Source organism: Colwellia sp. KS18-150 (assembly GCF_057551365.1).
This window is the reverse complement of the sequence record NZ_BAAJMC010000008.1, coordinates 1-26,661: the sequence shown is the minus strand read 5'-3', so window position 1 is coordinate 26,661 and position 26,661 is coordinate 1. Positions and strand designations below refer to the sequence as shown.

At 37.8% G+C, this 26,661-nt stretch carries 20 protein-coding genes and 4 tRNA genes; 22 read left to right on the top strand and 2 right to left on the bottom strand.

Annotated elements, in window-relative coordinates; translation table 11 throughout:
- Positions 1-43: 43 nt before the first annotated feature.
- Positions 44-2,161 (bottom strand): methionine--tRNA ligase, encoded by a 2,118-nt coding sequence (gene metG, locus AC27IF_RS11625; RefSeq protein WP_487054498.1) that lies wholly within the window; start codon positions 2,159-2,161, stop codon positions 44-46.
- 121 nt (positions 2,162-2,282) lie between these two features.
- Here metG and apbC point away from each other — a divergent pair, with 121 nt between their 5' ends.
- On the top strand, positions 2,283-3,413 hold the full coding sequence (apbC, locus tag AC27IF_RS11620; protein ID WP_487054497.1) for an iron-sulfur cluster carrier protein ApbC: 1,131 nt from the start codon (positions 2,283-2,285) through the stop codon (positions 3,411-3,413).
- A 25-nt stretch (positions 3,414-3,438) separates the two neighbouring features.
- Entirely contained in the window at positions 3,439-4,038 is a 600-nt protein-coding gene (gene dcd / locus AC27IF_RS11615) for a dCTP deaminase (protein WP_487054496.1), read from the top strand.
- A 3-nt stretch (positions 4,039-4,041) separates the two neighbouring features.
- Here dcd and AC27IF_RS11610 read toward each other — a convergent pair whose 3' ends face one another.
- Complete coding sequence (locus tag AC27IF_RS11610; RefSeq protein WP_487054495.1) at positions 4,042-4,947, bottom strand: gluconeogenesis factor YvcK family protein; 906 nt, start codon at positions 4,945-4,947, stop codon at positions 4,042-4,044.
- Between the two features lie 411 nt (positions 4,948-5,358).
- On the opposite strand from AC27IF_RS11610, the gene AC27IF_RS11605 reads away from it, so the two are divergent.
- From AC27IF_RS11605 to AC27IF_RS11510, 20 genes are all read left to right on the top strand, one after another.
- Positions 5,359-5,434 (top strand) — tRNA-Ala (locus tag AC27IF_RS11605).
- 72 nt (positions 5,435-5,506) lie between these two features.
- A tRNA-Glu gene (locus AC27IF_RS11600) sits at positions 5,507-5,582 on the top strand.
- A 95-nt stretch (positions 5,583-5,677) separates the two neighbouring features.
- Positions 5,678-5,753: transfer RNA gene (locus tag AC27IF_RS11595), tRNA-Glu, on the top strand.
- Positions 5,754-5,941: 188 nt separating this feature from the next.
- Positions 5,942-6,017: transfer RNA gene (locus AC27IF_RS11590), tRNA-Glu, on the top strand.
- 224 nt (positions 6,018-6,241) lie between these two features.
- Complete coding sequence (locus AC27IF_RS11585; RefSeq protein WP_487054494.1) at positions 6,242-6,940, top strand: GntR family transcriptional regulator; 699 nt, start codon at positions 6,242-6,244, stop codon at positions 6,938-6,940.
- Positions 6,941-6,966: 26 nt separating this feature from the next.
- Positions 6,967-7,845: a methylisocitrate lyase gene (gene prpB / locus AC27IF_RS11580; RefSeq protein WP_487054609.1), complete on the top strand. Its 879-nt coding sequence runs from the start codon at positions 6,967-6,969 to the stop codon at positions 7,843-7,845.
- A 55-nt stretch (positions 7,846-7,900) separates the two neighbouring features.
- Positions 7,901-9,025 (top strand): bifunctional 2-methylcitrate synthase/citrate synthase, encoded by a 1,125-nt coding sequence (prpC, locus tag AC27IF_RS11575; RefSeq protein ID WP_487054493.1) that lies wholly within the window; start codon positions 7,901-7,903, stop codon positions 9,023-9,025.
- Between the two features lie 88 nt (positions 9,026-9,113).
- Positions 9,114-11,729, top strand: a complete 2,616-nt coding sequence (gene acnD / locus AC27IF_RS11570; protein ID WP_487054492.1) for a Fe/S-dependent 2-methylisocitrate dehydratase AcnD — start codon at positions 9,114-9,116, stop codon at positions 11,727-11,729.
- Positions 11,729-12,922 carry a 2-methylaconitate cis-trans isomerase PrpF gene (gene prpF, locus AC27IF_RS11565; protein ID WP_487054491.1) on the top strand — a complete coding sequence of 398 codons (1,194 nt, stop codon included), beginning with the start codon at positions 11,729-11,731 and terminating at the stop codon, positions 12,920-12,922. The genes acnD and prpF overlap by 1 nt, the downstream gene beginning before the upstream one ends.
- A 110-nt stretch (positions 12,923-13,032) precedes the next feature.
- A complete protein-coding gene (locus tag AC27IF_RS11560; protein ID WP_487054490.1) occupies positions 13,033-13,698 on the top strand; it encodes a DUF2057 family protein in 666 nt (221 codons plus the stop codon).
- 21 nt (positions 13,699-13,719) lie between these two features.
- Complete coding sequence (locus tag AC27IF_RS11555; protein WP_487054489.1) at positions 13,720-14,508, top strand: SIMPL domain-containing protein; 789 nt, start codon at positions 13,720-13,722, stop codon at positions 14,506-14,508.
- Positions 14,509-14,600: 92 nt separating this feature from the next.
- Positions 14,601-15,062, top strand: a complete 462-nt coding sequence (locus tag AC27IF_RS11550; protein WP_487054488.1) for a GAF domain-containing protein — start codon at positions 14,601-14,603, stop codon at positions 15,060-15,062.
- Between the two features lie 23 nt (positions 15,063-15,085).
- Positions 15,086-15,376: a hypothetical protein gene (locus AC27IF_RS11545; protein ID WP_487054487.1), complete on the top strand. Its 291-nt coding sequence runs from the start codon at positions 15,086-15,088 to the stop codon at positions 15,374-15,376.
- Positions 15,377-15,425: 49 nt separating this feature from the next.
- Positions 15,426-16,070: an RNA chaperone ProQ gene (gene proQ / locus AC27IF_RS11540; protein WP_487054486.1), complete on the top strand. Its 645-nt coding sequence runs from the start codon at positions 15,426-15,428 to the stop codon at positions 16,068-16,070.
- Positions 16,071-16,153: 83 nt separating this feature from the next.
- On the top strand, positions 16,154-18,244 hold the full coding sequence (prc, locus tag AC27IF_RS11535) for a carboxy terminal-processing peptidase (RefSeq protein WP_487054485.1): 2,091 nt from the start codon (positions 16,154-16,156) through the stop codon (positions 18,242-18,244).
- A 153-nt stretch (positions 18,245-18,397) separates the two neighbouring features.
- Positions 18,398-19,879, top strand: coding sequence for a Na+/H+ antiporter NhaC (nhaC, locus tag AC27IF_RS11530; RefSeq protein ID WP_487054484.1), 1,482 nt, complete (start codon positions 18,398-18,400; stop codon positions 19,877-19,879).
- 55 nt (positions 19,880-19,934) lie between these two features.
- On the top strand, positions 19,935-22,529 hold the full coding sequence (gene pepN, locus AC27IF_RS11525; RefSeq protein ID WP_487054483.1) for an aminopeptidase N: 2,595 nt from the start codon (positions 19,935-19,937) through the stop codon (positions 22,527-22,529).
- A 74-nt stretch (positions 22,530-22,603) separates the two neighbouring features.
- A complete protein-coding gene (locus AC27IF_RS11520; RefSeq protein WP_487054482.1) occupies positions 22,604-22,819 on the top strand; it encodes a DUF2835 domain-containing protein in 216 nt (71 codons plus the stop codon).
- Positions 22,820-23,199: 380 nt separating this feature from the next.
- Positions 23,200-25,278, top strand: coding sequence for a DUF1302 domain-containing protein (locus tag AC27IF_RS11515; RefSeq protein WP_487054481.1), 2,079 nt, complete (start codon positions 23,200-23,202; stop codon positions 25,276-25,278).
- A 15-nt stretch (positions 25,279-25,293) separates the two neighbouring features.
- Positions 25,294-26,661: DUF1329 domain-containing protein (locus tag AC27IF_RS11510; protein ID WP_487054480.1), on the top strand; the 1,368-nt coding region annotated here is incomplete at its 3' end.

Genomic DNA, 26,661 nt, shown 5'->3' with positions numbered 1-26,661 from the left:
TACCTTTTAATGTTGTACTTATTAAGTTAATGATATAACAAGCTTATTTCACTCTCATACCCGCTTTAGCACCATCATCAGGATTTAAAATCCATAAATCTTCACCACCAGGTCCAGCGGCCAAAACCATTCCTTCTGATAGTCCAAAGCGCATCTTGCGAGGTGCTAAATTAGCAACCATTACTGTGTGCTTACCGATCAAATCCTCAGGCTGATATGCCGATTTTATACCCGCAAAAACCTGTCTAGTTTCAGAGTCATCATCATTAAGTGACAGCGTTAACTGCAGAAGTTTATCTGCCTTTTCCACATGCTCAGCATTGATTATTTTCGCGATACGTAAATCAATTTTTGCAAAATCATCAAATTGAATTTCTTCACTAATAGGATCAACAGCTAATGGGTTTTCAAGCGCAGCACTGTTATCAATAACCTTGGCTTTTTTTGCTTTTTTCTTACTGACTTTCTTATCATCAGCTTTACTCGCCAAGTTGTCTTTTGATGCATCTGTCATGGCGTTAACTTTATCCATATCAACACGCTGCAACAATGCTTTAAATTTGTTGATTTTATGATTAGTTAGTAGTGATTTATGTCCTTCCCAAATAAGCTCATCATTTAAAAATGTCGCCGTACTATCCGCTAATACAGGTAATACTGGTTTTAAATATATCATTAAGGTGCGGAACATATTAATACCAAGCGAACAAATGTCTTGTACTTCTTGCTGCTTGGTTTCATCTTTAACTAATTGCCATGGTTCTTTTACTGCAATATATTCATTAACTTTATCCGCTAACGCCATAATTTCTCGCATACCGCGTCCAAAATCACGACTTTCATAATGAGCAGCGATACTATCACCAGCATTCATTACTTCATCAGCAAGTGCTTGGTCGTCAATATTAGTGGATAACATGCCGTCAAAACGCTTAGTGATAAAACTTGCACAGCGAGAAGCGATATTGACAACTTTACCCACTAAATCAGAATTTACACGTTGTGCAAAGTCTTCTAGGTTTAAATCTAAATCATCAATGCGATTTGTTAGTTTTGCGGCATAATAATAACGTAAATATTCAGGGTTAAGATGCTCTAAATAAGTTCTGCCTTTAATGAAGGTTCCTTTAGATTTAGACATTTTCGCGCCATTAACCGTAACAAAGCCATGAGCATATACGCTTGTTGGCTTACGGTATCCAGCACCTTCAAGCATAGCTGGCCAGAATAAGCTGTGGAAATAGATAATGTCTTTTCCAATAAAGTGATAAAGCTCGGCATCAGAATTTTCGTTCCAAAAACTATCAAAATCAATTTGTGGGTTTTTTGTACATAAATTCTTAAAACTACCCATGTAACCAATCGGCGCATCTAACCATACGTAAAAGAACTTGCCTGGTGCATTAGGTATTTCAAAACCAAAGTAGGGGGCATCTCGGCTAATATCCCATTGTTTTAAACCTTGTTCGAACCATTCGGCTAGTTTGTTTGCCATTTCTTCTTGCAAGGCACCACTGCGCGTCCAATCTTTTAACATTTGCTCAAAAGCAGGCAAATCAAAGAAGTAATGCTCAGAGTCTTTTAGTACGGGTGTAGCACCTGATACTACCGAACGTGGGTTTAGCACCTCTGTTGGTGAGTATGTGGCGCCACAGTTATCGCAGCTATCACCGTTTTGATCTTCAGATTTACATTTAGGGCAGGTACCTTTAACAAAGCGATCAGGTAAAAACATTTCTTTTTCAGAATCAAAAAGCTGTGAAATCGTACGTGTTTTAATATGGCCACTAGCATGTAAACGGTTATATATTTCAGTCGCAAACTCTTTATTTTCTTCACTATGAGTAGAATGATAGTTATCAAAACTGATGTGAAAATCTGCAAAATCAGCCATATGCTCATCACGTACTGCATTGATCATGGCTTCAGGAGAAATACCCAATTCTTGGGCTTTAAGCATTATAGGCGTGCCATGAGCATCGTCAGCGCAAACAAAGTATGTTTCATGTCCACGCATACGTTGAAATCGTACCCAGATATCCGTTTGAATATGCTCAAGTAGGTGACCTAAGTGAATTGAACCATTGGCATAAGGTAATGCGCAAGTCACTAATATTTTGCGTTTTACAGGTGAAGATTGTGAAGAAATAGCAGTAGACATAAAAAATAAATGTTTTGATGGTAATAATGGCTGCAATAGTACAGAATTTAGCTTTTATACTCAAGCCATCATCATGTGAATTGGGTATGTATTCTAATAATCAATACCATGGATATTCGGTATGTTCAGTAAAATATTTTCCAAAAAAACACAAACGACTACTCAATCTTCTTATAACCCAAAAGAGATTGAAAAAGTAATCAATTCTACGTTAGAAAATTATCGTTCGGTCAATTTTCCATTAGGTGTATTAAATGCCTGTCTTGATATAGCGATTGAGCACTCTGATGATATTGAAATTCGCACTGTAATGCCTTTTCCATGTCAAGGTGAGCTAGATGAGATATCTAGTACGTTATCTCAAGCTTTATCAACAAATGTTATTTTTAATATTAAACTTTCAGTGTCAGGTGTTCGCCACGCCTTTTTAACAGGAAGCGAGCAAAAAGTTGCCAATATCATCGCTGTGGCATCAGGTAAGGGAGGGGTGGGTAAATCTACCACTACAGTCAATTTAGCTTATGCTTTAATGGCTGAAGGCGCTAGAGTTGGCATATTAGATGCTGATATCTATGGTCCTTCAATTCCAACACTACTTGGTTTAAAGAATGCCAAACCAAAATCTCATGACGGAAAGTTAATGATCCCATTAGTTGCTCATGGTTTAAGTGCTATGTCTATCGGCTTTTTAGTTGACTCTAATGATGCAACAGTATGGCGTGGTCCAATGGCAAGTGGTGCTTTTAGTCAATTACTTAACGAAACGGCTTGGCCTGAGCTAGATTATTTATTAATTGATATGCCACCCGGAACCGGTGATATTCAACTGACTTTAGCGCAAAAGATACCGGTAGCAGCAGCTGTTATTGTTACGACACCTCAGGATATTGCTTTAGATGATGCCGTCAAAGGCATTACTATGTTTGATAAGGTGCAAGTACCAGTCTTAGGGCTTATTGAAAACATGAGTTATCACCTCTGCGAAAACTGTGGTCATGAAAGCCATATTTTTGGTGATTCAGGTGGAGTCAATATGGCTAAAAGGAAACATGTTGAATTACTAGGTCAGCTACCTCTCAATAGAACTATCCGAGAAGATGCTGACTTTGGTCAGTCTGATATCATTGCAAATAGCACTGGCGAGATTGCAAGTTTGTACCGTAGAATAGCGCGTAATATGGCAGGGCAATTGTTTTTACAACTTGATAATCGCAGTCCCTTAACCGCAAGTGTCGAAGAAATTAATGAATAAATTAACTTATAAGTAGAAATTAAGCATGAGATTATGTGATAAAGATATTGAACAATACCTTGATGATGAAAAAATAATTATTTCACCTAAACCTGATAGCTCAATGATCTCCGGTGTTAGTGTTGATATACGTTTAGGTAATGAATTTCGCGTGTTTCAAGATCATACAGCCCCTTTTATTGATTTAAGTGGCCCTAAAGAAGAAATGCAACAAGCAATGAATTCTGTCATGAGCGATGAGATTGTTATAAATGATGGCGATGCTTTCTTTTTACATCCGGGGGAATTGGCACTAGCGGTTACGTATGAATCAGTTACCTTGCCTGATAATATTGTTGGTTGGTTAGATGGTCGCTCTTCTCTGGCCAGATTAGGCCTTATGGTACATGTTACAGCGCACAGGATAGATCCCGGTTGGTCTGGTCAAATAGTATTGGAGTTTTATAATAGCGGTAAATTACCGTTAGCTTTACGCCCTAAAATGAAAATAGCCGCACTTAACTTTGAAACTATGTCTTCAAGTGCAGCTAGGCCTTATAACAAACGTGATGATGCAAAATATAAAGGGCAAAAGGGCGCTGTGGCGAGCCGTATCAGCCAAGATGAAGGCGCTTTGAATAAGTAAAAATTAAGCGGACTTTTTATTTTCAGTTGCAATAGAAATACACGCTTCTAACGCAGAGATAAGTTTTTGTTTGTCGTGATGATGTGGCACTTTATGGTGTGACAAATCACGGCAAATAATATCTACCCTTGATGACTCTATGCAAGGCTCTTGGCAGATCACACTATCAATGGGTAAGCAGCCAATATTTTCTTCAATCCAATTTAACTTTTCATCTAAGGTTAAATTAGCTGCAGGGCTTTGCTCGGCGACAACATTATCAACAAAAACACAATGTCCTTTTCTATTAGCAATTGCTTTGCTTATATCTCTAACCAATAGTGGCGGTATAATGCTAGTAAGAAAGCTACCTGGACCTAAAATAATCAAATCAGCATCATTAATGGCGTCTATGCATTGTGTTAACGACTTAACTAATGGCGCTAACATCAAGTTTTTAGGCATTATTGGCATTTCATCAACAGAAAGCTCACCAACACGGCAGCGACCTTCTGGATAAAACGCCATTAGATCTGTTGGAGTTTCAGACATAGGTAATACTTGAGTACGTACTCTTAGCATACGTCTTACAAGTTTAATTGAGTCTAATGGACGAGATTGAACTTGTCCTAAACCGTATAGAATTAAGTTGCCAAGATTATGACCACCTAATTCATCGTTACCGTCGAATCTAAAGTTGAATAGTTGGCTGCCAACCGAATTACTATCGACTAGTTCGGTTAAACAGTTTCTTAGATCTCCCCAAGCAATCGAACTACTGCGTTTACGCAATTTACCTGTTGAGCCACCGTTATCTGTAGTAGTTACTATACCGGTGAGTTTATCACCCATAAAGGAGAGGGTAGAAAGCACACGACCTAAACCGTGACCTCCACCAATAGCAACAATATTTAATTCATTTAACTGCATTTTGTTTTTAAGTAATACTGACTAATGCGTTGTATGCAAACAATACCTTTAAATAGTTAAAAAAGAAAGTAAGCAAATGACCACTTTTGTAATTATTGTCATATTACTGAAACTTTTCAGTAATATGACTAAGATTTGTACAAGGCAAACAAGTGCTTAGGCAAAAAACAAGCAAGTTGTTGTATAAGTAATCAGTCAAAGCACATTTTGCAATTTTTTGTCATTTTTTTTAAAATAAGTGTTGACAGTTTTCTAGCTGCTGCTTAGAATGCGCCTCGTTTTCAGCAAGTGTTCGTTTCACCGAAACAAGCGTTGTTGAAACATCTTAATATTTATTATTAAGAACTATATTTAGTCGCTATTAGGCCAGTTACTAAATATAACCGTTTGAATTTAGATATTTAAACAAGCGGGGCTATAGCTCAGCTGGGAGAGCGCTTCGCTGGCAGCGAAGAGGTCTGCGGTTCGATCCCGCATAGCTCCACCAAATTTAGGTTTTTTGTTGTAAGTAGTTGGTACAACAGAAAATAGATAGTTTAATCAGTTTAACTGATTTTGTGTCCCTATCGTCTAGAGGCCTAGGACACCGCCCTTTCACGGCGGTAACAGGGGTTCGAATCCCCTTAGGGATGCCACTTTTTCTTTTGTAGAGTTTACTCTGCGAAGATAAATAAGTTTGCTTGTACTTATAAAACAATAAGCGTTGATGAATTGGTTTTGCCAATCCTGTGTCCCTATCGTCTAGAGGCCTAGGACACCGCCCTTTCACGGCGGTAACAGGGGTTCGAATCCCCTTAGGGATGCCACTTTATACTTAATCGTATAGAGTGCATATAAAGTGAATCAGTTTCTTATGCTGGAATTCTTCTTATGAAGAATAAATAAGAGTTTAGAGTATTAGTTTTTCCATAAGTCTACTATCATAAGACTTAAGTTAATCTAATTCGCCAAAGTGATTTGGCAGATAGTTTGTTTTAACGTATGTTAATCCAGTGTCCCTATCGTCTAGAGGCCTAGGACACCGCCCTTTCACGGCGGTAACAGGGGTTCGAATCCCCTTAGGGATGCCACTTTTTAATTTTATTAATAAGTGTACTAAAAGTGAAATATAGAAAGCCCACGCAATATTTAATATTGCGTGGGCTTTTTTGTGCCTATCTGTAAATACTCATCAAAGCTGATTGTCGACAATAATACTTAAGTCTACTTGCAATTTATAAATTTATCGCTATTATTCATTCATTAAAGTTAATTTGTCGACAATTTATATGTTTGATAGTGTAAGGCTAAATTTATGTCCTTAGTAAATCCAACGCAACAAACTGCAGTAACTACTGCGGACAAAGTATTTGAACAAATCCAACACGCAATTGTTGAAGGCGATATCCCTTCCGGTAGCAAAATTAGCGAACCTGAGCTAGCCAAACGTTATCAAATAAGTCGCTCTACACTGAGAGAAGCATTAAATCGTTTAGAGAAGTGTCACTTAATAGAACGAAAAGCAAATGTGGGCTCACGCGTTGTTGATTGTACTATTGAAGGTTTATTAGAGCTTTATATTACCCGCGAAGCGCTTGAAGGAATGGCTTGTCGTCAGGCAGCTTTAAATATGTCTGATGAGGAAATTGTCGACATGCAGTCTATGCTTAAAAAGCACGGACAAACACAAGCTCTTAAAGATGGTGTTGCCTACTACCAAGAAGAGGGTGATCTCGACTTTCATTATAAGATTATCTTAGGAAGCCATAATAAACAACTTATCGATTTGATCTGTGGACAATTATATCACCTAGTACGTATGTATCGCTGCCAGTTTGGTATGAATAGTCCAAGAGCAAGTCGTGCATTTAATGAGCACTCTCAAATCATTCAAGCAATCTGTGATAGAGATGGGGAGTTAGCTGAAATGTTAATGCGTCGTCATATCGCCGCATCTCGTAAAAATATTGAAAATAAAATTGCCCAACAAAATTTTACCGAACATAAAAAGTAAATTGAGGATAAATAATGACAACACAAATATCACCTGGCGCTAAGTTTCGCCAAGCCCTAGCATTAAATAAACCATTACAAGTGGTTGGAACGATAAACGCTTACTGCGCAATGATGGCAGAGCAATTAGGTCATCAAGCGATATACCTATCTGGGGGCGGTGTTGCCAATGCTTCCTACGGTTTGCCTGATTTAGGGATGACATCCTTAAATGATGTTGTTGCAGATGTATCTCGAATTACTTCTGCTTCGTCTTTACCTTTACTCGTTGATATTGATACTGGTTGGGGAGGGGCTTTTAATATTGCAAAAACTATTCGTGATATGGAAAAGGCTGGTGCTGCAGCCGTTCATATTGAAGATCAAGTTGCACAGAAGCGCTGTGGTCATCGCCCAAATAAAGAAATTGTGTCAACCGATGAAATGGTTGACAGGATTCGTGCTGCAGTGGATGCACGTATAGATGATGACTTTTTTATCATGGCACGTACAGACTCATTCGCACAAGAGGGTTTAGAAGCCGCACTTGAGCGTGCTAAAGCTTATGTTGCAGCTGGTGCAGATGGTATTTTCGCTGAAGCGGTTAAAACAGAAGAACATTACCGCGCTTTTACTCAAGCGTTAGATGTACCTGTTTTGGCTAATATTACTGAATTTGGTCAAACAGAGTTATGGAATAAAGAGCAATTAGGTGAGTGGGGTTGTGCCATGGTGCTTTATCCATTATCAGCGTTTAGAGCTATGAATAAAGCAGCTGAGTCTGTTTATAAAGCCTTGTTAGCCGATGGCGACCAAAAAGCAGAAATAGATAACATGCAAACACGTATGGATTTATACGATTACCTTGGTTATCACGATTATGAACAAAAGTTAGACTCACTTTTTGCTCAAGGTAAAAATAAGTAACTGAATTGATACACAAAAATACAATAAATACTATATTAAATATGAGGAAAGGATCATGGTTGATAAGAAATTAAGTGGTGCTGGTTTACGTGGTCAAAGTGCTGGAGAAACAGCCCTTTGTACAGTAGGAAAGTCAGGAAGTGGCTTAACATATTGTGGTTATGATGTGGCTGATTTAGCGCAAAATGCTACTTTTGAAGAAGTTGCCTATTTACTCTTTAATGGTGAACTACCTACAAGTGAACAATTATCACAATATAAAGCTGAGTTACTTACTCTACGTGATATTCCACAAGCGTTAAAAGAAGTTCTAAAGTTAATTCCAAAAGACGCGCATCCGATGGATGTTATGCGTACAGGTTGCTCTTTTCTTGGTAATGTTGAGCCAGAAGCTGACTTTTCACAACAAAACCAAGCAGCAAATCGTTTGTTATCGGCTTTTCCAGCCATCATGTGTTATTGGTATAAGTTCAGTCATGAAGGCATCGAAATAGACTGTATGAGTGATGAGAGCTCTTTAGGTGGTCACTTTTTACGCTTGTTAAATGGCAAGAGCCCATCAGAGCAACATGAGCGTGTTATGGATGTATCGCTGATATTATATGCTGAGCATGAGTTTAATGCTTCTACATTTACCGCTAGGGTCTGTGCTTCAACTTTGTCAGATATGTTTTCATGTATTACTGGTGCTATTGGTACTCTTCGTGGACCACTTCATGGTGGAGCGAATGAAGCGGCAATGGATATGATTGAAAAATTTGAATCACCTGAAGATGCCAAGGTACAAATGGCTGGAATGTTAGCGCGTAAAGAAAAAATTATGGGATTTGGTCACGCTATTTACCGTACTTCAGATCCTCGTAACGTAATTATTAAAGCTTGGTCTGAGAAATTAGCCTCTGAAAATGGTGATACCTCGCTTTATGATATTTCTGTTGCCTGTGAAGAATTCATGTGGGATACCAAAAAGTTGTTTTGTAATGCTGATTTTTTTCATGCATCTACTTATAACTATATGGGGATCCCAACAAAACTATTTACTCCTATTTTCGTTTGCTCACGATTAACTGGCTGGGCCGCACATGTAATGGAACAACGTTCTAATAACCGTATTATCAGACCATCAGCGGATTATATTGGTGCTGAGCCAAGAACTGTGACACCCATAGAACAAAGATAGTTTGTTCTTATAAAGCAATCACTTCACCAGCAATATCAGCCTTGTTGTTGGTGAAGTTTACTGCTGATAAATATATTTTGGAAAAATTATGAATTACGATTACCGCAAGCCACTTCCTAACTGTAAAGCAGGAGGTATCACTGTTGATTATTTTGATACCCGATCAGCAATTGAAGACATTAGTCCTGGCGCCTATGCCAAATTACCCTATACATCTCGCGTTTTAGCTGAGCAACTTGTCCGTCGTTGTAGTACTGAAACGCTAACTGATTCATTAAAACAAATCATTGAAAGCAAACAAGATTTAGATTTTCCTTGGTATCCAGCTCGTGTTGTATGTCACGACATTTTAGGACAAACTGCATTGGTTGATTTGGCAGGTCTTAGGGACGCTATTGCAGAGCAAGGTGGCGATCCTGCGAAAGTAAACCCTGTTGTACCAACACAACTAATTGTCGATCACTCTTTAGCTGTTGAGCATGGTGGGTTTGACGGTGATGCCTTTGAGAAAAACAGAGCCATTGAAGATAGGCGTAATGAAGATAGGTTCCACTTTATTGAATGGACCAAAACAGCCTTTAAAAATGTTGATGTTATTCCTGCGGGAAATGGCATTATGCATCAAATCAATCTCGAAAAAATGTCGCCGGTAATTCAAGTACGCGATGGCGTAGCATTTCCTGACACATGTGTTGGTACAGATAGCCATACTCCACATATTGATGCCTTAGGTGTAATTGCCATTGGTGTTGGCGGCTTAGAAGCGGAAACGGTAATGTTGGGCAGGCCTTCAATGATGCGTTTACCCAATATTATTGGTGTAAAACTTACCGGTAAGCGTAACCCAGGAATAACCGCGACTGACATGGTATTAGCCATAACAGAATTTTTACGTGCAGCTAAAGTGGTTTCAAGCTATTTAGAATTTTTTGGTGAAGGAACTAAAGACCTAACGATTGGCGATAGAGCGACAATCTCTAACATGACGCCAGAATATGGCGCATCGGCTGGGATGTTTTATATTGATGAGCAAACTATTGATTACTTAACCTTAACTGGGCGTGAGCCAGAGCAGGTAGCATTAGTAGAAAATTATGCAAAACACACAGGGCTCTGGGCTGATGATCTAGAAGAAGCGCAATATAAACGTGTTTTAGAGTTTGATTTATCAACCGTAGTCCGAAATATGGCTGGCCCGTCTAATCCACATCGTAGAGTCGCAACGTCTGATCTAGTGACTCAAGGTATTGCACACAGCTCAAGTGATCATCAATCACAACAGGAAGCTGACGAAATGCCCGATGGCGCAGTTATCATTGCAGCAATAACAAGCTGCACAAATACATCTAATCCACGTAATGTTGTTGCTGCGGGTTTAGTCGCGAAAAAAGCAAATGAACTTGGCTTAACCCGTAAACCTTGGGTTAAATCTTCTTTTGCCCCCGGCTCTAAGGTAGCTAAGCTCTATTTAGAAGAGTCAGGCTTATTGCCCGAGATGGAAAAACTCGGCTTTGGTATCGTAGCCTATGCTTGTACCACTTGTAATGGTATGAGTGGTGCATTAGATCCAAAAATTCAACAAGAAGTGATAGACAGAGATTTATACACGACTGCTGTATTATCAGGTAATCGAAACTTTGACGGTCGTATTCATCCCTATGCGAAGCAAGCTTTTCTTGCTTCTCCGCCACTAGTAGTCGCTTATGCAATTGCAGGAACTATGCGATTTGATATTGAAAAAGATATTCTAGGACAAGACACTCAAGGTAATGATATCCGCTTAGCTGATTTATGGCCTAGTGATGAAGAAATCGATACGATTGTTTCAGCGAGCGTTAAACCTGAGCAATTTAAAAAGATATATACGCCGATGTTTGATTTAGGTGCATTTGAACCTGCTGAAAGCCCTTTATATGACTGGCGAGCACAAAGTACGTATATACGTCGCCCTCCTTATTGGGAAGGCGCTTTAGCGGGTGAGCGTACTATGAAAGGAATGCGTCCTTTAGCGGTTCTTGGTGATAATATAACCACAGATCATCTGTCACCGTCTAATGCTATTCAGCTCAACAGTGCTGCTGGTGCATATCTTGATAAAATGGGCTTACCTGAAGAAGACTTTAACTCATATGCTACCCATAGAGGGGATCATTTAACGGCGCAACGAGCTACATTTGCTAATCCAAAATTATTTAATGAGATGTGTCGTGATAGTCAAGGAGAGATCATTCAAGGCTCTTTAGCTCGAGTAGAGCCAGAAGGAAAGCAGATGCGAATGTGGGAAGCAATTGAAACCTACATGGAACGTAAACAACCACTGATTATTATTGCAGGTGCAGATTATGGTCAAGGCTCTTCACGTGATTGGGCAGCTAAAGGTGTACGTTTAGCGGGAGTTGAAGTCATTGTTGCGCAAGGTTTCGAACGTATCCATCGCACTAACTTAGTAGGAATGGGGGTTTTACCTTTAGAATTTATAGCAGGCGACACACGTCAAACTTACCATATTGATGGTAGTGAAACTTTCGATGTCGAGGGTGAGGTTGCTCCTGGGGCTACAATGAAAGTTATTATGACTCGTCGTAATGGCGAAGAGTTAACTATCAAAGTTAAGTGTCGATTAGATACTGAAGAAGAAGTCTCCGTTTATAGTGCTGGTGGTGTTTTACAAAAGTTTGCCAACGATTTTTTAAGGACTCATTAATGACTGCCATAGTAAAAAAATCATCACCACAAATAAAAGTGCCAGCCACTTACATGCGTGGAGGAACTTCAAAAGGTGTTTTCTTCAATGTTGATGATTTACCTCTAAAGGCACAGAAACCGGGAGCTTCACGTGATGCACTATTGTTACGCGTTACTGGAAGCCCTGATCCATACGGTAAACAAACTGATGGTATGGGAGGAGCAACTTCTAGTACCAGCAAAATAGTCATTATTGCTAAATCTGAAGATGTTGATCACGATGTAGATTACTTATTCGGACAAGTTGCTATTGATAAAGCTTTTGTAGACTGGTCTGGAAATTGTGGCAATTTAACCGCTGCGGTTGGGGCATTCGCAATAAATAGTGGATTAGTTAATAACAAGATAATTCCTGATAACGGCGTTTGTACGGTACGTATTTGGCAAAAGAATATTGGTAAGACAATTGTTGCCCAAGTGCCAATAACCAACGGAGAAGTGCAAGAGACAGGTGATTTTGAACTTGATGGTGTTACTTTTCCCGCTGCAGAAGTACCCGTCGAGTTTATAGAGCCTGTTGATCCTAATGAGGCAATGTTCCCGACAGGGAATGTTACCGATGAGCTTAATGTGCCAGGTATTGGCTGTTTCAACGTCACTATGATTAACGCTGGTATTCCTACCATCTTCTTAAATGCTGCTGATATTGGCTATACGGGTACTGAGTTACAGGACGTAATTAATTCTGATGAGGAGGCCTTAGCTCGTTTTGAAACTATTCGTGCGCATGGCGCTATTAAAATGGGATTGATTAGTGATGTATCAGAAGCAAAGCAGCGTCAACATACCCCAAAAATAGCGTTTGTTTCACCTGCTCAAGATTATATTACCTCGAGTAATAAGCTAATATCAGAAAATGAAATTGATTTGCATGTACGCGCTTTATCAATGGGAAAACTACATCATGCAATGATGGGAACAGCCGCGGTTGCCATTGGCACCGCGGCAGCTATCCCAGGTACGCTTGTTAATTTATCAAAGGGCTCAAAAGTGGGAGATGATGTGGTATTTGGTCATCCATCGGGAACGCTAAAGGTGGGCGCTCAAGCACTTGAAGTATCTGGCAGATGGACTGTTAAAAAAGTCTCCATGAGTCGTAGTGCTCGTATTTTAATGGAAGGTTGGGTTCGTATCCCTGAAGATAGTTTTTAATTTGTCTCTAGTACTTTAGGCTAGTAATTCAATATTTTGCTTTGCATTAAAGCCTAGTCAGTTTATAAATAACCTTTAACGATATTAAATATTTAATAAGGATTTATATTGTGGCTAGGTTTTTTTATTTAGTGGCTCTTGTGATATTGACTGCTTTACTTCCTCTAACGTTACATGCAACGACAATGACCGTCGCTGATGCGCTTATTATTAGCGCGATAGATGACAAAACCGTGGAGCATGGATTTATTGGAAATAAATCGACATTTAATTTAGATCAAGGAGAGCATAGTGTAGTGCTCCGCTATAAAGATGTTTATGAAGATATAGAATTTGCAGAAGAAAGAGTTGTAGAATCAAAAGAATTTGTTGTTAAATTTACTATAGGCTCAGAGCAAAAAGTCAACTTAATAACATCAGATATTAAGAGTTTATCTCAAGCAGAGCGTTTTGCTAAATCCCCCCAGTTATACTTAAGTGATGTAAACAACCGAAAAGTTAAACTTGAGCTTATCGAACTTGATGATTATAAACTTGCTAAGCAAGTTAATATTGCAGTGGCATCATATACATCGCCGAGTGAAAAAAATCCCCTTGTTAATAGCCAGCAAGAAACTAACAAAACCTCGTCAGTACTAAATAAAACAGATAATAAGCAGCTAAATGCTAATAGCAGTGACACAGCCATCAATTCTTTTACTATGCTAAAGTATTGGTGGCAACATGCATCTGATGTTGAAAAATCGAAATTCAAAGAGTTTATACTCACCCAATAAATATTCTCATTAGGGCTAAATATGAATAAATTACAATGTGTGGTGTTTTATTTATTAGCTTTTACCTTGAATAACCCTGTAAATGTTCTTGCTGCAACATTTGATGGCAATGTTATTGAAGTTAAAGGGCAAGCAACAGTGCATCCACAACAAGAGCTACAATCAATTACTCTTGATGTTGTTCAAACGGGTCGTAATGTGAGTAAAATTCGAGCTTTTATTGAAAGTAAAAGTGAGCAAATAGTTAATATGGCAATTGCTCTTGATATACCTAAAAATGATATACAAGCAACTGAAATAATCTTACAAACAGTAGATGACTCTTCATCACTATATATACAGGGTGTGGAAGTTAACCAAAAATTACCGCAGCATAATCGAGGTAAGGTTTATATTGGTGGGGAATTTGTCGATAAATCAGCGGATAGAATACAAAACTTTGAGTTAAGTCGAACTATAACTGTAAATTTCTCTAACGCCACTAGTTATGATGAGTTTTTTAGTAAAGTAATAAAAATGGGAGTTGAACGTATTTCGCCAACTACAATCTCTGAATCAGATAGTGAAAAACTTTATCAACAAGCTTTAACTACGGCAACCGATAATGCCAAACAAAAAGCCATGGAACTGGCTAATCAGCTAGGGGTGAGTTTGGATAAAATAATATACTTAAAAGAATTAAGTCATAATACTTATAAAGAAGTAAATGAAACGACTACATCGGCCATTGGCACATCATCACTTCATAACCAAAGGAAAAATACCGATATTACTGCGACGGTTTTGCTTAAATATAGCGTCAAAGAATAGTTTTTAGCTTTTATCATGGATAAAGCTTTAACTATACTTGTTTTCAAGGTATGTTATGCGTTTTTAAGATATGAGCATTTAGGACTATTTACTTGCTAAGCAAAACAACATTTTATCAAGAATTATTAACGCAAGTTCAAGCGTTAATTGCTGATGAACCAGATCTTATTGCCAATATGGCCAATATTAGTGCATTGCTTTTTGATGCTCTAGAACAAGTTAACTGGGTTGGATTTTACCGCGTAGTTAATCAAGAGCTCGTTTTAGGCCCTTTTCAAGGCAAGGTTGCTTGTATCCGTATCCCCTTAGGTAAAGGCGTTTGTGGGACTGCTGTTTCAGAGGCAACCACACAAAGGGTTTCCGATGTACATGAATTCCAAGGCCATATTGCCTGTGATGCATCAACAAATTCAGAAATTGTTATCCCCGTCAAAGTTAACGATGATATAATTGCCGTATTAGACATTGATAGCACTAGTTTTGCACGTTTCGACGAAGATGATCAGCATGGTTTGGAAATCATTGTTGATGCATTTGCGCAAAACCAAGCTTAGCAACAAGTATAGAGAACTAAGTAATGAAAGAGTTTGTTGTTATCCATGACTATCTAGTCACTGAAGCAATTGTTGGTGACTGGGAAGGGCAAGAAGAAACGGTTGCCGAAAAGGTCAATGAAATTTATCACACCTTATATGACCTAGCTGAAGAAGATATTAATACTGAAGAATTGGAACAGTTACTGGCATTAGTCTGGGATGCATGGATTGGACAAGAAGTATTACCTGATGTAGAAAGTGAAGATATTTATGATTGGTGTCGACATCTTTTAGAAAATCGAGAACAACACCTTCAACAACAAGATTATTAATTTAATATTGATATAACCTAATTTAACTAAAACTGTAAAAGATGTATTTATGGAAACTGAAATAAAACGTATAAGCACCAAAGACATAATAAATTATTTAACTGAAAAATTTCCTGAATGCTTTTCAGTGAAAGGTAAGGTTAAGCCCTTAAAAATTGGCATATTTCAAGACTTAGCAGAAAAGCTAAACGACGATGAAACGGTGAGTAAAACTCGTCTACGTCAAGCGCTAAGACACTATACTAGCAGCTGGAGATACTTAAAGGCTGTTAAAGTTGGCGTCTCTAGGGTCGATATTGATGGCAATGAAGTGGCAGAAATTGATGAAGAGCAAGCAAATTATGCGAGTAAAACATTAAAAGATAGCCAAGAAAAATTTGGTAACAAAAAAGAACAAGACAAAGGCGCTAAAAAAACCTATAAAGGTAATACTGTTAAAGGCGCTAATTCAGAAAAGAAAGATTCTGCCAAGTTTAAATCAGTTAAATCTACACAGCGTAAAACAGTGAAAAAAGATTTACCTCCGTTAAAACCAGTTGAATCAGCTACAATAAGTGTAGGTAGTCAGGTAAAAGTTCAATTGGGCAATTCTCCAATGAACGCCACCATTACTGAAATAGCAGGAAAAGACATTAGTGTTCAGCTAGATTCTGGCATGGTTATTAAAACACAAATGAAAAATATATATAGTTAGCTTTACTACAGGCTATATATTTAGCCTGTTTAACAGTTTTTAACGTTAATATAAATTCTCAAGTAAAGTTTGGAGTAACTTGCATGCAAAAACTTTGTCGTATCGCACTAGCCGTTTCCGTTTCCGTTGGACTATCTTTTTCTAGCCTTAGCTCTTTTGCTCTTGAAGATACTAGTGATACACCGTTACCGATATTAGCTCCACAGAGCCAGCATGCAACAGCAAGTAAACGAATTACAGCGCGTTTTACTCGTGGCCACTATAAGAAAGTAAAAATAAGCGATGAATTATCTCAAGAGGTATTTGATCGCTTTATCAAGCAATTAGATTACTCCCGTAATGTATTCCTTGCCTCCGACATCACTGAATACGGTAAACGAAGCCTAGAGTTCGATGATGTATTTGCTCGAGGAAAATTATCGCTTGCCTATGATATCTATAATTTAAATATGCAACGTCGCCTTGAGCGCTATCAATATGCATTATCTTTATTAGAATCTAATTCAGGTGAAGATGAAAAGTCTCCCTTTGATTTTACCAAAGATGAAGTGTACTACTACGACAGAGAAGATGCGCCATGGCCAACATCTGAAGCCGAATTGGATGAATTGTGGCGATTAAAAGTTAAATCAGATTCATTAAATCTAGTGCTAACTGGTAAAGAATGGCCAAAAGTTAAAGAAGTTCTTACAAAACGCTATAAATACGCCATAAAACGATTAAAGCAAAGTGAAAGTGAAGATGTCTTTCAGCTTGTTATGAATAGTTTTGCACGTGTCGTTGAACCGCATACCTCTTATTTATCACCTCGAAATGCTGAACGCTTTCAAATGGATATGAACTTATCCCTTGAAGGGATTGGTGCTGTATTACGTGCCGAAGAAGATTATACGGTTATTCAAAGTATTGTTACCGGTGGACCTGCAGATAAGTCAAAACAACTTAAAGCTAAAGATCGTATTGTTGGTGTTGCACAAGATGATAAAGAATTTGAAGATGTGATTGGTTGGCGGTTAGACGATGTTGTAGAAAAAATTAAAGGACCTAAAGGAACAACCGTACGTTTACAAGTTTTATCAGGTGAGTCTGATGATGAAGCTAACATTAAAGTTGTAACTATCGTTCGTGACAAAATAAAATTAGAAGATAGAGCTGCTAAATCTGAAGTTTATTATGAAGGCATTGGTGAAACAGTTACCGATGAACAAGCCAGTCTAAATACTAAAAAATTAGGTGTCATTACCATACCTAGTTTCTATAACAATTTATCCCGTGATGTAAAAAAAGAAATAGACAAGCTTAAAGAGCAAGAAGTGCAGGGCATTGTTATTGATTTACGTGGTAATGGTGGTGGCTCTCTACCAGAAGCTACACTACTAACAGGGTTATTTATTGATAAAGGTCCTGTCGTACAGATTCGAAATAGCGCTGATCGAGTAGATGTTCATCGTGATAGAGATGGTATTAGTTACTATGATGGTCCATTAACGGTAATGGTAGACAGATATAGTGCTTCAGCCTCTGAAATCTTTGCTGCAGCAATTCAAGATTATGGTCGAGGTATCATTATTGGTGAGCATACTTTTGGTAAAGGTACTGTTCAGCAGCATAGAGGTCTTGGACGAGTTTATGATTTATATGAGAATCCTCTTGGCAGTATTCAATACACTATCGCTAAATTTTATCGAATAAACGGTGGTAGCACACAACATAAAGGCGTTTTACCTGATATTGCGTTCCCAACTGCGGTTGACCCAGAAGATTGGGGTGAGAGTAAAGAAGAGAATGCTCTACCTTGGGATAGTATTGATAAAGCTCAATATAGTAAGTTAAATGATGTAAATTCTGATGTATCTTATTTAACCTCACTTTATCAAAATCGTATTAAAGAAAATGCTGAATTTAACTATTTACTAACCGACATTGAAAAATATAAAGCAGAAAAGGATGATAATTTCGTTTCGCTAAATGTCGATGTTCGCAAAGAAAAGCGAGAAGAACGCAAAGCTAAGCAGCTAATTAGAGCAAACGAACGCTTATCACGAATGGGGAAAGAGAAGGTTGAGTCATTAGATGATTTACCTGATGAGCTTGATGAGCTTGACCCGTTTTTAGATGAAACGGCTCGTATTACTTTCGACTTAGTGAGTTTAGGTAAAGTTGCTAAAAAGTAAATTTACTTAGACAATAAAGCCGCCTATATGGCGGCTTTATTGTATCTTACGAATTATTTTTTATGTAAAAAAACAGAATAAATATAATAATACACAGAGTATAAGAGACCTCTATACTTACTATAATAATGATAACAAGGTTAACTGCAGAATATGTCTAAGCAAGCCCCATCAAAAAATAATATTACCAGCAATATTAAAGCGCCAAGTATGCTCGATGCATTGATTCCATTGATAGCGTTAGTGATTATGCTAACTGCTTCAGTAAGTTATTTTGCTGACAACTCATCCTACGGCCCTAACCAAATATCTTTATTATTAGCAATGGGAATAGCCATCGTTATCGGCATGAAAAATGGTTATAAATGGCATGATATTGAAAAAGCGATTGTAAACGGTATTTCAATTTCTCTCGGTGCAATATTAATACTATTAACTGTTGGTGCCCTGATAGGAACTTGGTTGTTATCAGGTACTGTTCCTACGATGATTTATTATGGTTTACAGATTATTGATCCGAGTTGGTTCTATGCTGCTTGTTGTATTGTCTGTGGAATTGTTGCCATGAGTATTGGTAGCTCTTGGACAACTGCTGCTACTGTAGGTGTTGCTTTTATCGGTATATCGAATGGTTTTGACTTATCTACTTCTGTGACTGCTGGTGCCGTGATCTCTGGTGCTTATTTTGGTGATAAGTTATCACCACTTTCAGAAACAACAAACCTTGCTCCAGCAGTGGCAGGTAGTGAACTTTTTGAACATATACGTTATATGCTCTTAACTACGGTACCTTCAATTTCTATTGCACTAGTGCTGTTTTTAATTATTGGCTTTGATCATTCATCGGCTGCAGGTGGTAATACTGAAAGTATAAAAGCACTGACTTCGACTCTTGAATCAACTTACAATATTTCAATACTCAACTTAATTCCGTTAGTGATCTTACTCGCTTTAGCCTATAAGAAAATGCCAGCATTTCCTGCTGTAGCTATTGGCGCAATTATTGGTGGTATTTGGGCGGCAATATTTCAACAAGAATTAATTGCTACTATGGCTAAAGAAGGTATAAGCAATGTTGCAGCTTATATTACAGTGATCTGGACCGCATTCTTTGATGGCGTTGTGGTTAATACCGGTAATAATGAAATTGATGAATTACTGAGTCGTGGCGGCATGTCGAGCATGTTAAACACTATTTGGTTAGTGATATGTGCATTAAGTTTTGGTGCGGTACTTGAGCATTTTGGCATGTTAGCTAAGTTTGTTGAAACGATATTGAAAACGGCTAAATCTATTGGTAGTTTAATTACTAGCACTATAGTTACTTGTATTGGAACAAACCTTATCACTGCCGATCAATATATGGCTATTGTTATGCCAGGCCGTATGTTTAAAGAAGAGTTTCACCGTCGAGGTTTACATCCAACGGTACTAAGTAGAACATTGGAAGATTCAGGAACCATTACTTCCCCTTTAATTCCTTGGAATACTTGTGGCGCATTTATGTTCGGCGCTTTAGCATTAAGCTCTTATGATTATATTTTTTACTGCTTTTTTAACTTAATCAATCCGATAATCGCTGTAATTTATGCTTATACAGGCTTTAAGATAAAAATGCTGAATAGCAAACAATAATTTTTCATTTTCAAACCCACCATTTGGTGGGTAAAACTCTTACTGTGGATCATATATGACTCAATCTACTTCTCGATTTCTTGCTGATTATCGTCCAGCACTTTTTACCATTGAAACAGTTAACTTAACTTTTTATTTAATAGATAACGCTACTCAAGTAACGAATGAAATGATCGTTAAGAGGCAGGAGAGTACTGACAAAGAAGAACAAGCAACTTTAGTCCTTGATGGCGAACAGCTTAAATTAATTTCTGTTGCCATCAATGGCCAACAGTTATCAACAGAGCAGTATCAATTAACAGATAACAGTCTATCGTTAACAACCAAAGAAACGAGCTTTCAATTAACTATTGTTACTGAAATAAACCCAGTAGAAAACACTTCTTTGGAAGGTTTGTTTAAATCAGGAGACGCTTTTTGTACACAATGTGAAGCTGAAGGGTTTAGAAGAATAAGCTATTACCTTGATAGACCCGATGTAATGGCAACGTTTACCACTAAAGTTATTGCTGACAAAGAACTGTATCCTTATTTGCTTTCTAATGGTAACAAAATTGATCAAGGTGATTTAACGGATAATAAGCACTTTGTTACTTGGCATGACCCATTTCCAAAACCTTGTTATTTATTTGCGTTAGTAGCAGGTAAGTTTGATCTGCTTTCTGACTCCTATAAAACTAGCTCAGGACGAGAAGTTGCACTTGAGATTTTTGTTGATCAAGGTAATTTATCTAAAGCAGAGCATGCCATGACTTCGTTGAAGAAATCTATGGCATGGGATGAGCAAACATTTAATTTAGAATATGATCTTGATATTTACATGATCGTCGCCGTTGATTTTTTCAATATGGGGGCAATGGAAAACAAAGGCCTTAATGTATTTAACAGTAAATACGTTTTGGCAGATAAAGCTTCAGCCACCGATACCGATTATTTTAATATTGAAGCGGTTATCGCACATGAATATTTTCATAACTGGACCGGGAACAGAGTCACCTGTCGAGACTGGTTTCAACTGAGTTTAAAAGAAGGTCTAACGGTTTTTCGTGATCAACAATTCAGTGCTGATATGCACTCAAGTGCGGTAACTCGTATTCAAAATGTTAGAGTACTACGCTCACAACAATTTGCTGAAGATGCAGGCCCAATGGCACATCCTATTAGGCCAGAACAAGTGTTAGAGATGAATAACTTTTACACGTTAACCGTGTACGAAAAAGGCTCTGAAGTTATTCGAATGCTACATACTTTGTTAGGTAAAGACGGTTTTAGAGCGGGAATGGATTTATACTTTAAACGCTTTGATGGTATGGCTGTGACTTGCGATGATTTTGTTAATGCTATGAGTGATGCTACAGGAAAAGATTTGACACAATTTAAACGTTGGTATAGTCAATCAGGTACGCCATCAATAAGAGTTCAAGAAAGCTTTGACGAAGTTACAGGTATATACCATTTAACATTAGCACAACAGTCACCAGTAACAATAACTCAGACTAATCCACAAGCGCTTCATATCCCGCTAAAAATAGAGTTGATAAATTCTGATGATTTAACACAGAATCAGTCTCAACTTATTGAATTAACTAATGATAGTCAAAGCTGGGAGTTTTCAACATTTACTTCTAAACCTACTTTAGCCTTACTCGCTGACTTTACTGCGCCAGTAAAAGTGAATTTTGTGCAAGATGATGAAAGTTTACTAACTATAGTCAGTAAAGCTGATAATAGTTTTAGTCGATGGGACGCAGGGCAAAAATTGTTAATGTCTACCATTAAAACGCTTATTGCAAACCCTGGATTTGAAATTCCTGAGCAATTAATTACTTGCTTTGGTGATGTCTTAACCAGTAATGATGATGCCGCATTCATCGCAGAGCAGCTTGTATTACCTAGCTTTGATGAAGCTGCAGATTTAATTGAGCAAGTTCAGCCTTTAGCCTTAATTAAAGCGATAAAAACGTTAAGCCAATTCATTACTCAAAAGCTTGAGAGTAAGCTACTTGAGAGGTTTGAATTGTGTGTCACTAGATTAAATCAATATAATGTCACAGAAGCTGAAAGAACAGCTAACAGAGCATTAAAAAATACTTGCCTGTTATATCTATCGTCGTTAACTCAATATGAGCAATTGGTGATCAGTCAGTTTAATCATGCTGACAACATGACTGACTCCTTAGCTGCACTTAAATGTTCAGCTACAAATAACTTGAGTTGTTTAACTACACAGTTACAGGCTTTTGAGCAGCAATGGCAAAACTCAACACTGGTAATGGACAAGTGGTTTTCTCTTGCCGCTAGTCAAAATACTTCAGAGATCTTTTCAAAATTAGAAGAATTAGAGAATCATAGTGATTTTAGCTTAAAGAATCCAAACCGTGCTCGAGCATTGATCGGGGCATTTGCAATGAACAACCCTGAGTATTTTCATTGTTCAACGGGGAGGGGGTATCAATTTTTGGCTAAATATATTGCTAAACTAAATGATATAAATCCTCAAGTCGCCTCAAGACTGTTAACGCCGTTAATTCAATTTAAAAGCTTTGCAGTAACCAACCAAAACCTGATGAAAACGGAGTTAATTAAACTGCAAGCTTTACCAAACTTGAGTAAAGACTTACAAGAAAAACTGACAGCAACATTAGGCTAAAGTAGAAAGAGTTACTCTTTGTATTATATCATTGAGTAACTCGGTCATTAACGCTTCAACGTTTATTATATCCCATGAAATATTACTTTGTTATTAACATGTCAGCGCAAGAATTTTTACCTTACTATCAAGGTACAGCAAATACTATTGTTGTTACTAGTACTAAAGGAGAACGTTTACAGTTTCCGGCAATGCATATGAGACCATACCTCAAAAGTGATGGAATAAACGGCTATTTTTGCCTACACACAGAAAATAAAAAATTTTTATCCCTCTCTCAACTTAAATAAATTTCTTTAAGCAACCCCTGTTAGAGTAATAGCTTTAAACAGTGGTCTGACCATCATGTCGTGATTTAAAATATTAATATTTAAGTAAACAAGTGTTATTTCATTAACTTAGTGGTATTAAACTTTTTTTGCATTATTTGAATTTAAACGCTAGTTTTAAACAGAGACGTATTTTATCGAATATGATAAATGCAAGTCATTAAAATACAGAGGCTTAACTATTACTTTTTGACTTGCCAGACCAGTCAAATGATGCAATTATTGATAAATCTACAATAGTAGAGAAATAAATAAAATAATAATGATGTTAAGTCACAATTATACGCTAGATAATAACCAAACGAACAATGTGTCTTGATTCGCTACCGGGGAGAAAACAAATGATGAATAGCCCGCGCAGTTTTAGCAAAAAACCTATTTCAATAGGTGTTGCCGCTGCACTTTCCATGACTTTACTAACAACAAGCTTAAGTTCACAAGCCGCAAGGTGGGATTTTGGTGATGTAGAAGTTAGCTTCGATTCAACTTTTAGTGTCGGCTCAAGCTGGCGAACTGAAAATAGAAACTGGAATGATAATGTTGCTAAAGCCAATAACCTTAACAATGGTTTTGATTTTAGTAATTATAATGCTGTCACCAATCCTAACCCTACTAGTGCCACTGTTTGGCAAGGAGCGGGAAGCTATTCAACCAATGGTGATAATGGTAATTTAAATTACGATGCTGGCGAAGCTTTTTCACAACTTATTAAAGGTACACATGAATTAGATGTCCATTATAATGGTATGGGGATTTTTGTTCGTGGTATGTACTACTATGACTTTGCCATGATGGATAGTGATCGTGATTGGAATAACCAAATTAGCGGTGAAGTTAACAACCCTTGTGATGATAGCGAAGCTAAAGAACAAGTCTGTACAGATGTCCGTCTTCTAGATGCCTATGTGTATGGTAATTTTGATATCGGCGATATGCCATTTTCAGTTCGCGTGGGTCAACAGGTAATTAGCTGGGGCGAAAGTACTCTTATTGGTCATGGTATCAGTGAAATTAACCCAGTAGATATTGCACGCTTGAAAGCACCTGGTGCTGAGTTAAAAGAAGCTTTTATTCCTTTTGGAGCACTTTGGGCATCTTTAGGTGTTACTGAAAACATCAATATTGAAGCTTTTTATCAATATTCTTGGGAAAAAACAGTTTTACCACCACCGGGTAGTTATTTCTCAACGAATGATTTTGCTGGTGATGGTGGTAATAACAATAACGTTCAGCTTGGCTTTTCTGGTAACCCAGATATAGATGTAACCACACTAATGGCTGGTCTTAACGAGATTGGTGCAATGATGAGTTCAGGTGTCCCTGAATTGATGGCTGCAGCTGGCTCAGCTTATCTAGCTTACCCGACAAAAGTGACTTTACGTTCTCCGGGGAAATCAGCTGAGTGGGAACCTGAAGATGGTGGGCAATATGGTTTACGTCTTTCTTGGTATCTTCCTGAGTTAAACGATACAGAATTAAGTTTATACTATGTTAATTATCATAGTCGTAGACCTATTTTTGCTGGTGTTACTGCAGATTTCAATGCAGAAACTATCGGCAGTGATCTTGCTTACTTGGCTTCGAATACTGTTACAGAAGAAAACTTGTATGATAATTTATCAGTGTTTTCGCAAGTAAAACTACAATATCCTGAAGATATTGCTATGTACGCTTTAAGCTTTAACACCACTGTTGGCACAACTGCTGTTGCTGGTGAAATCAGCTACCGTCAAGATGAGCCATTACAAATTGATGATGTTGAATTGTTGTTTGCAGCTATGCCACAACAACTGGCAAATGCTGGTATAAGTCCTGAATTAGATAATATCTCACAGCTAAATGATCCAAATACTGGACAACCATTTGAGTCGGGTGTTACCGCTAATGGTTTCATTTTATCTGATACGATTCAAGCGCAAATGACATTAACTCACCTTTTTGGCCCGAGTCTAGGCGCTAGCCAATTAACAGGTTTAATTGAAGTTGGCGGTATCAATATAAATGATATGCCAGATGAAAGTGATTTACGTTTAAATGGCCCAGGTACAGCACGTAGTGGTGGTATCGCTTCTGCTCCAGGTCTTGAATTACCAGTACAAAATGGTGTTGAAACCAATCCATTCCCAACTGATTTTGCTTGGGGATATAGAGTTGTGGCTAAGCTTGATTATTCAAATGTATTTTCAGGTGTAAATATGTCACCTCGCGTTGTGTTTTCACATGATGTCAGCGGTATAACACCTGATCCATTATTCTTATTTGTTGAAGATAGAAAATCTGTGGCACTAGGTTTAAGCTTTGATTATCAAAGTAAATGGAAAGCAGATATAAACTACAACAGCTTCTTTGATGGTGTTGGTACTACCAACCAGATTGAAGATCGTGATTATGTATCTTTAAGCATCAGTTACTCAATTTAGAAAAAGGCAATATTTATGAACAGTCAAATTTTTAACACTAATGCTTCCAAGAAAGCTACTTTAAAGAAAAGCAGCTTTTTAACATTGGCAGTATCAGTAGCCTTAGCTTCTACAGTGGTTAATGCAAAGATTTCTGCTGAAGATGCAGCAAAGTTAGGCAAGGAATTAACACCTATGGGGGCTGTGCAAGCAGCTAACAAAGATGGTTCAATTCCAGAGTGGACGGGCGGTATTACTAAAGCGCCAGCAGGGTATAGTGTTGGTGACCACCATCTAGACCCTTATCCTAATGATCAAATTGAATATACAATCACATCTAAAAATGTAGAAGAATACAAAGACTTATTAACACCAGGTCAAAAGAAATTATTCGCTACTTACCCCGAAACATTTAAAATGGATGTGTATCAAACTCGACGTAGTGCCTCTTACCCTGAGCATGTTTACCAAGCCGTTAAAGATAATTCTACACGAGCTGAAATAGTTGAGAATGGCAATGGAATTAAAAATGCCTCGATTGGTATCCCTTTTCCAATTCCATCAAACGGTCTTGAAGCTATTTGGAACCACATTGTTAGATATCGTGGTGAAGCTCTAGTAAGACAGGGTGGCCAAGCGGCACCAACAGCTTCAGGTAATTTTACTTATGTAGGTTTTGACGACCAGTTATTACTTCCATATAACGTGAAAGGTGTAACACCATCTGAACTTGAAAAAACTAATATTTTGTTTAAGTTTAAGCAAAAGGTGACTGAGCCAGCACGTTTGGCCGGTACTGCATTATTAGTTCATGAAACAATGGATCAAATCAAAACACCACGTCAAGCATGGACCTATAACACAGGTCAACGCCGTGTTCGTCGTGCTCCTAATGTTGCATATGATGCACCAGGTAGCGCTTCAGATGGCTTAAGGTTGACTGATGATTTTGATATGTATAATGGTGCACCAAATCGTTATAACTGGACACTTAAAGGTAAGCAGGAGTTGTTAATTCCATATAACGACTATCGTCTACACAGTGATAAGGTTAAGTATGATGAGATCCTACAACCAGGCCATATTAACCCTGATCTAGTGCGTTATGAAAAGCACAGAGTTTGGGTTGTTGAGGCTAACTTGAAAGAGAATACTCGTCATACATATAAGAAACGTGTTTTCTATATTGATGAAGATAGCTGGCAAGTAGCAGTTGCGGATATCTATGATAACCGTGATGAATTATACCGAGTTGCCGTTGCCCATGGTTTAAATTACTATGAAGTACCGACACAATGGTCTACTCTTGAGGTGTATCATGATTTTCAATCACGTCGATACATAGCAATGGGCTTAGATAATGAAGCCAAGATGTATGACTTCTCTGTGAAGTTAAAAGAGAAA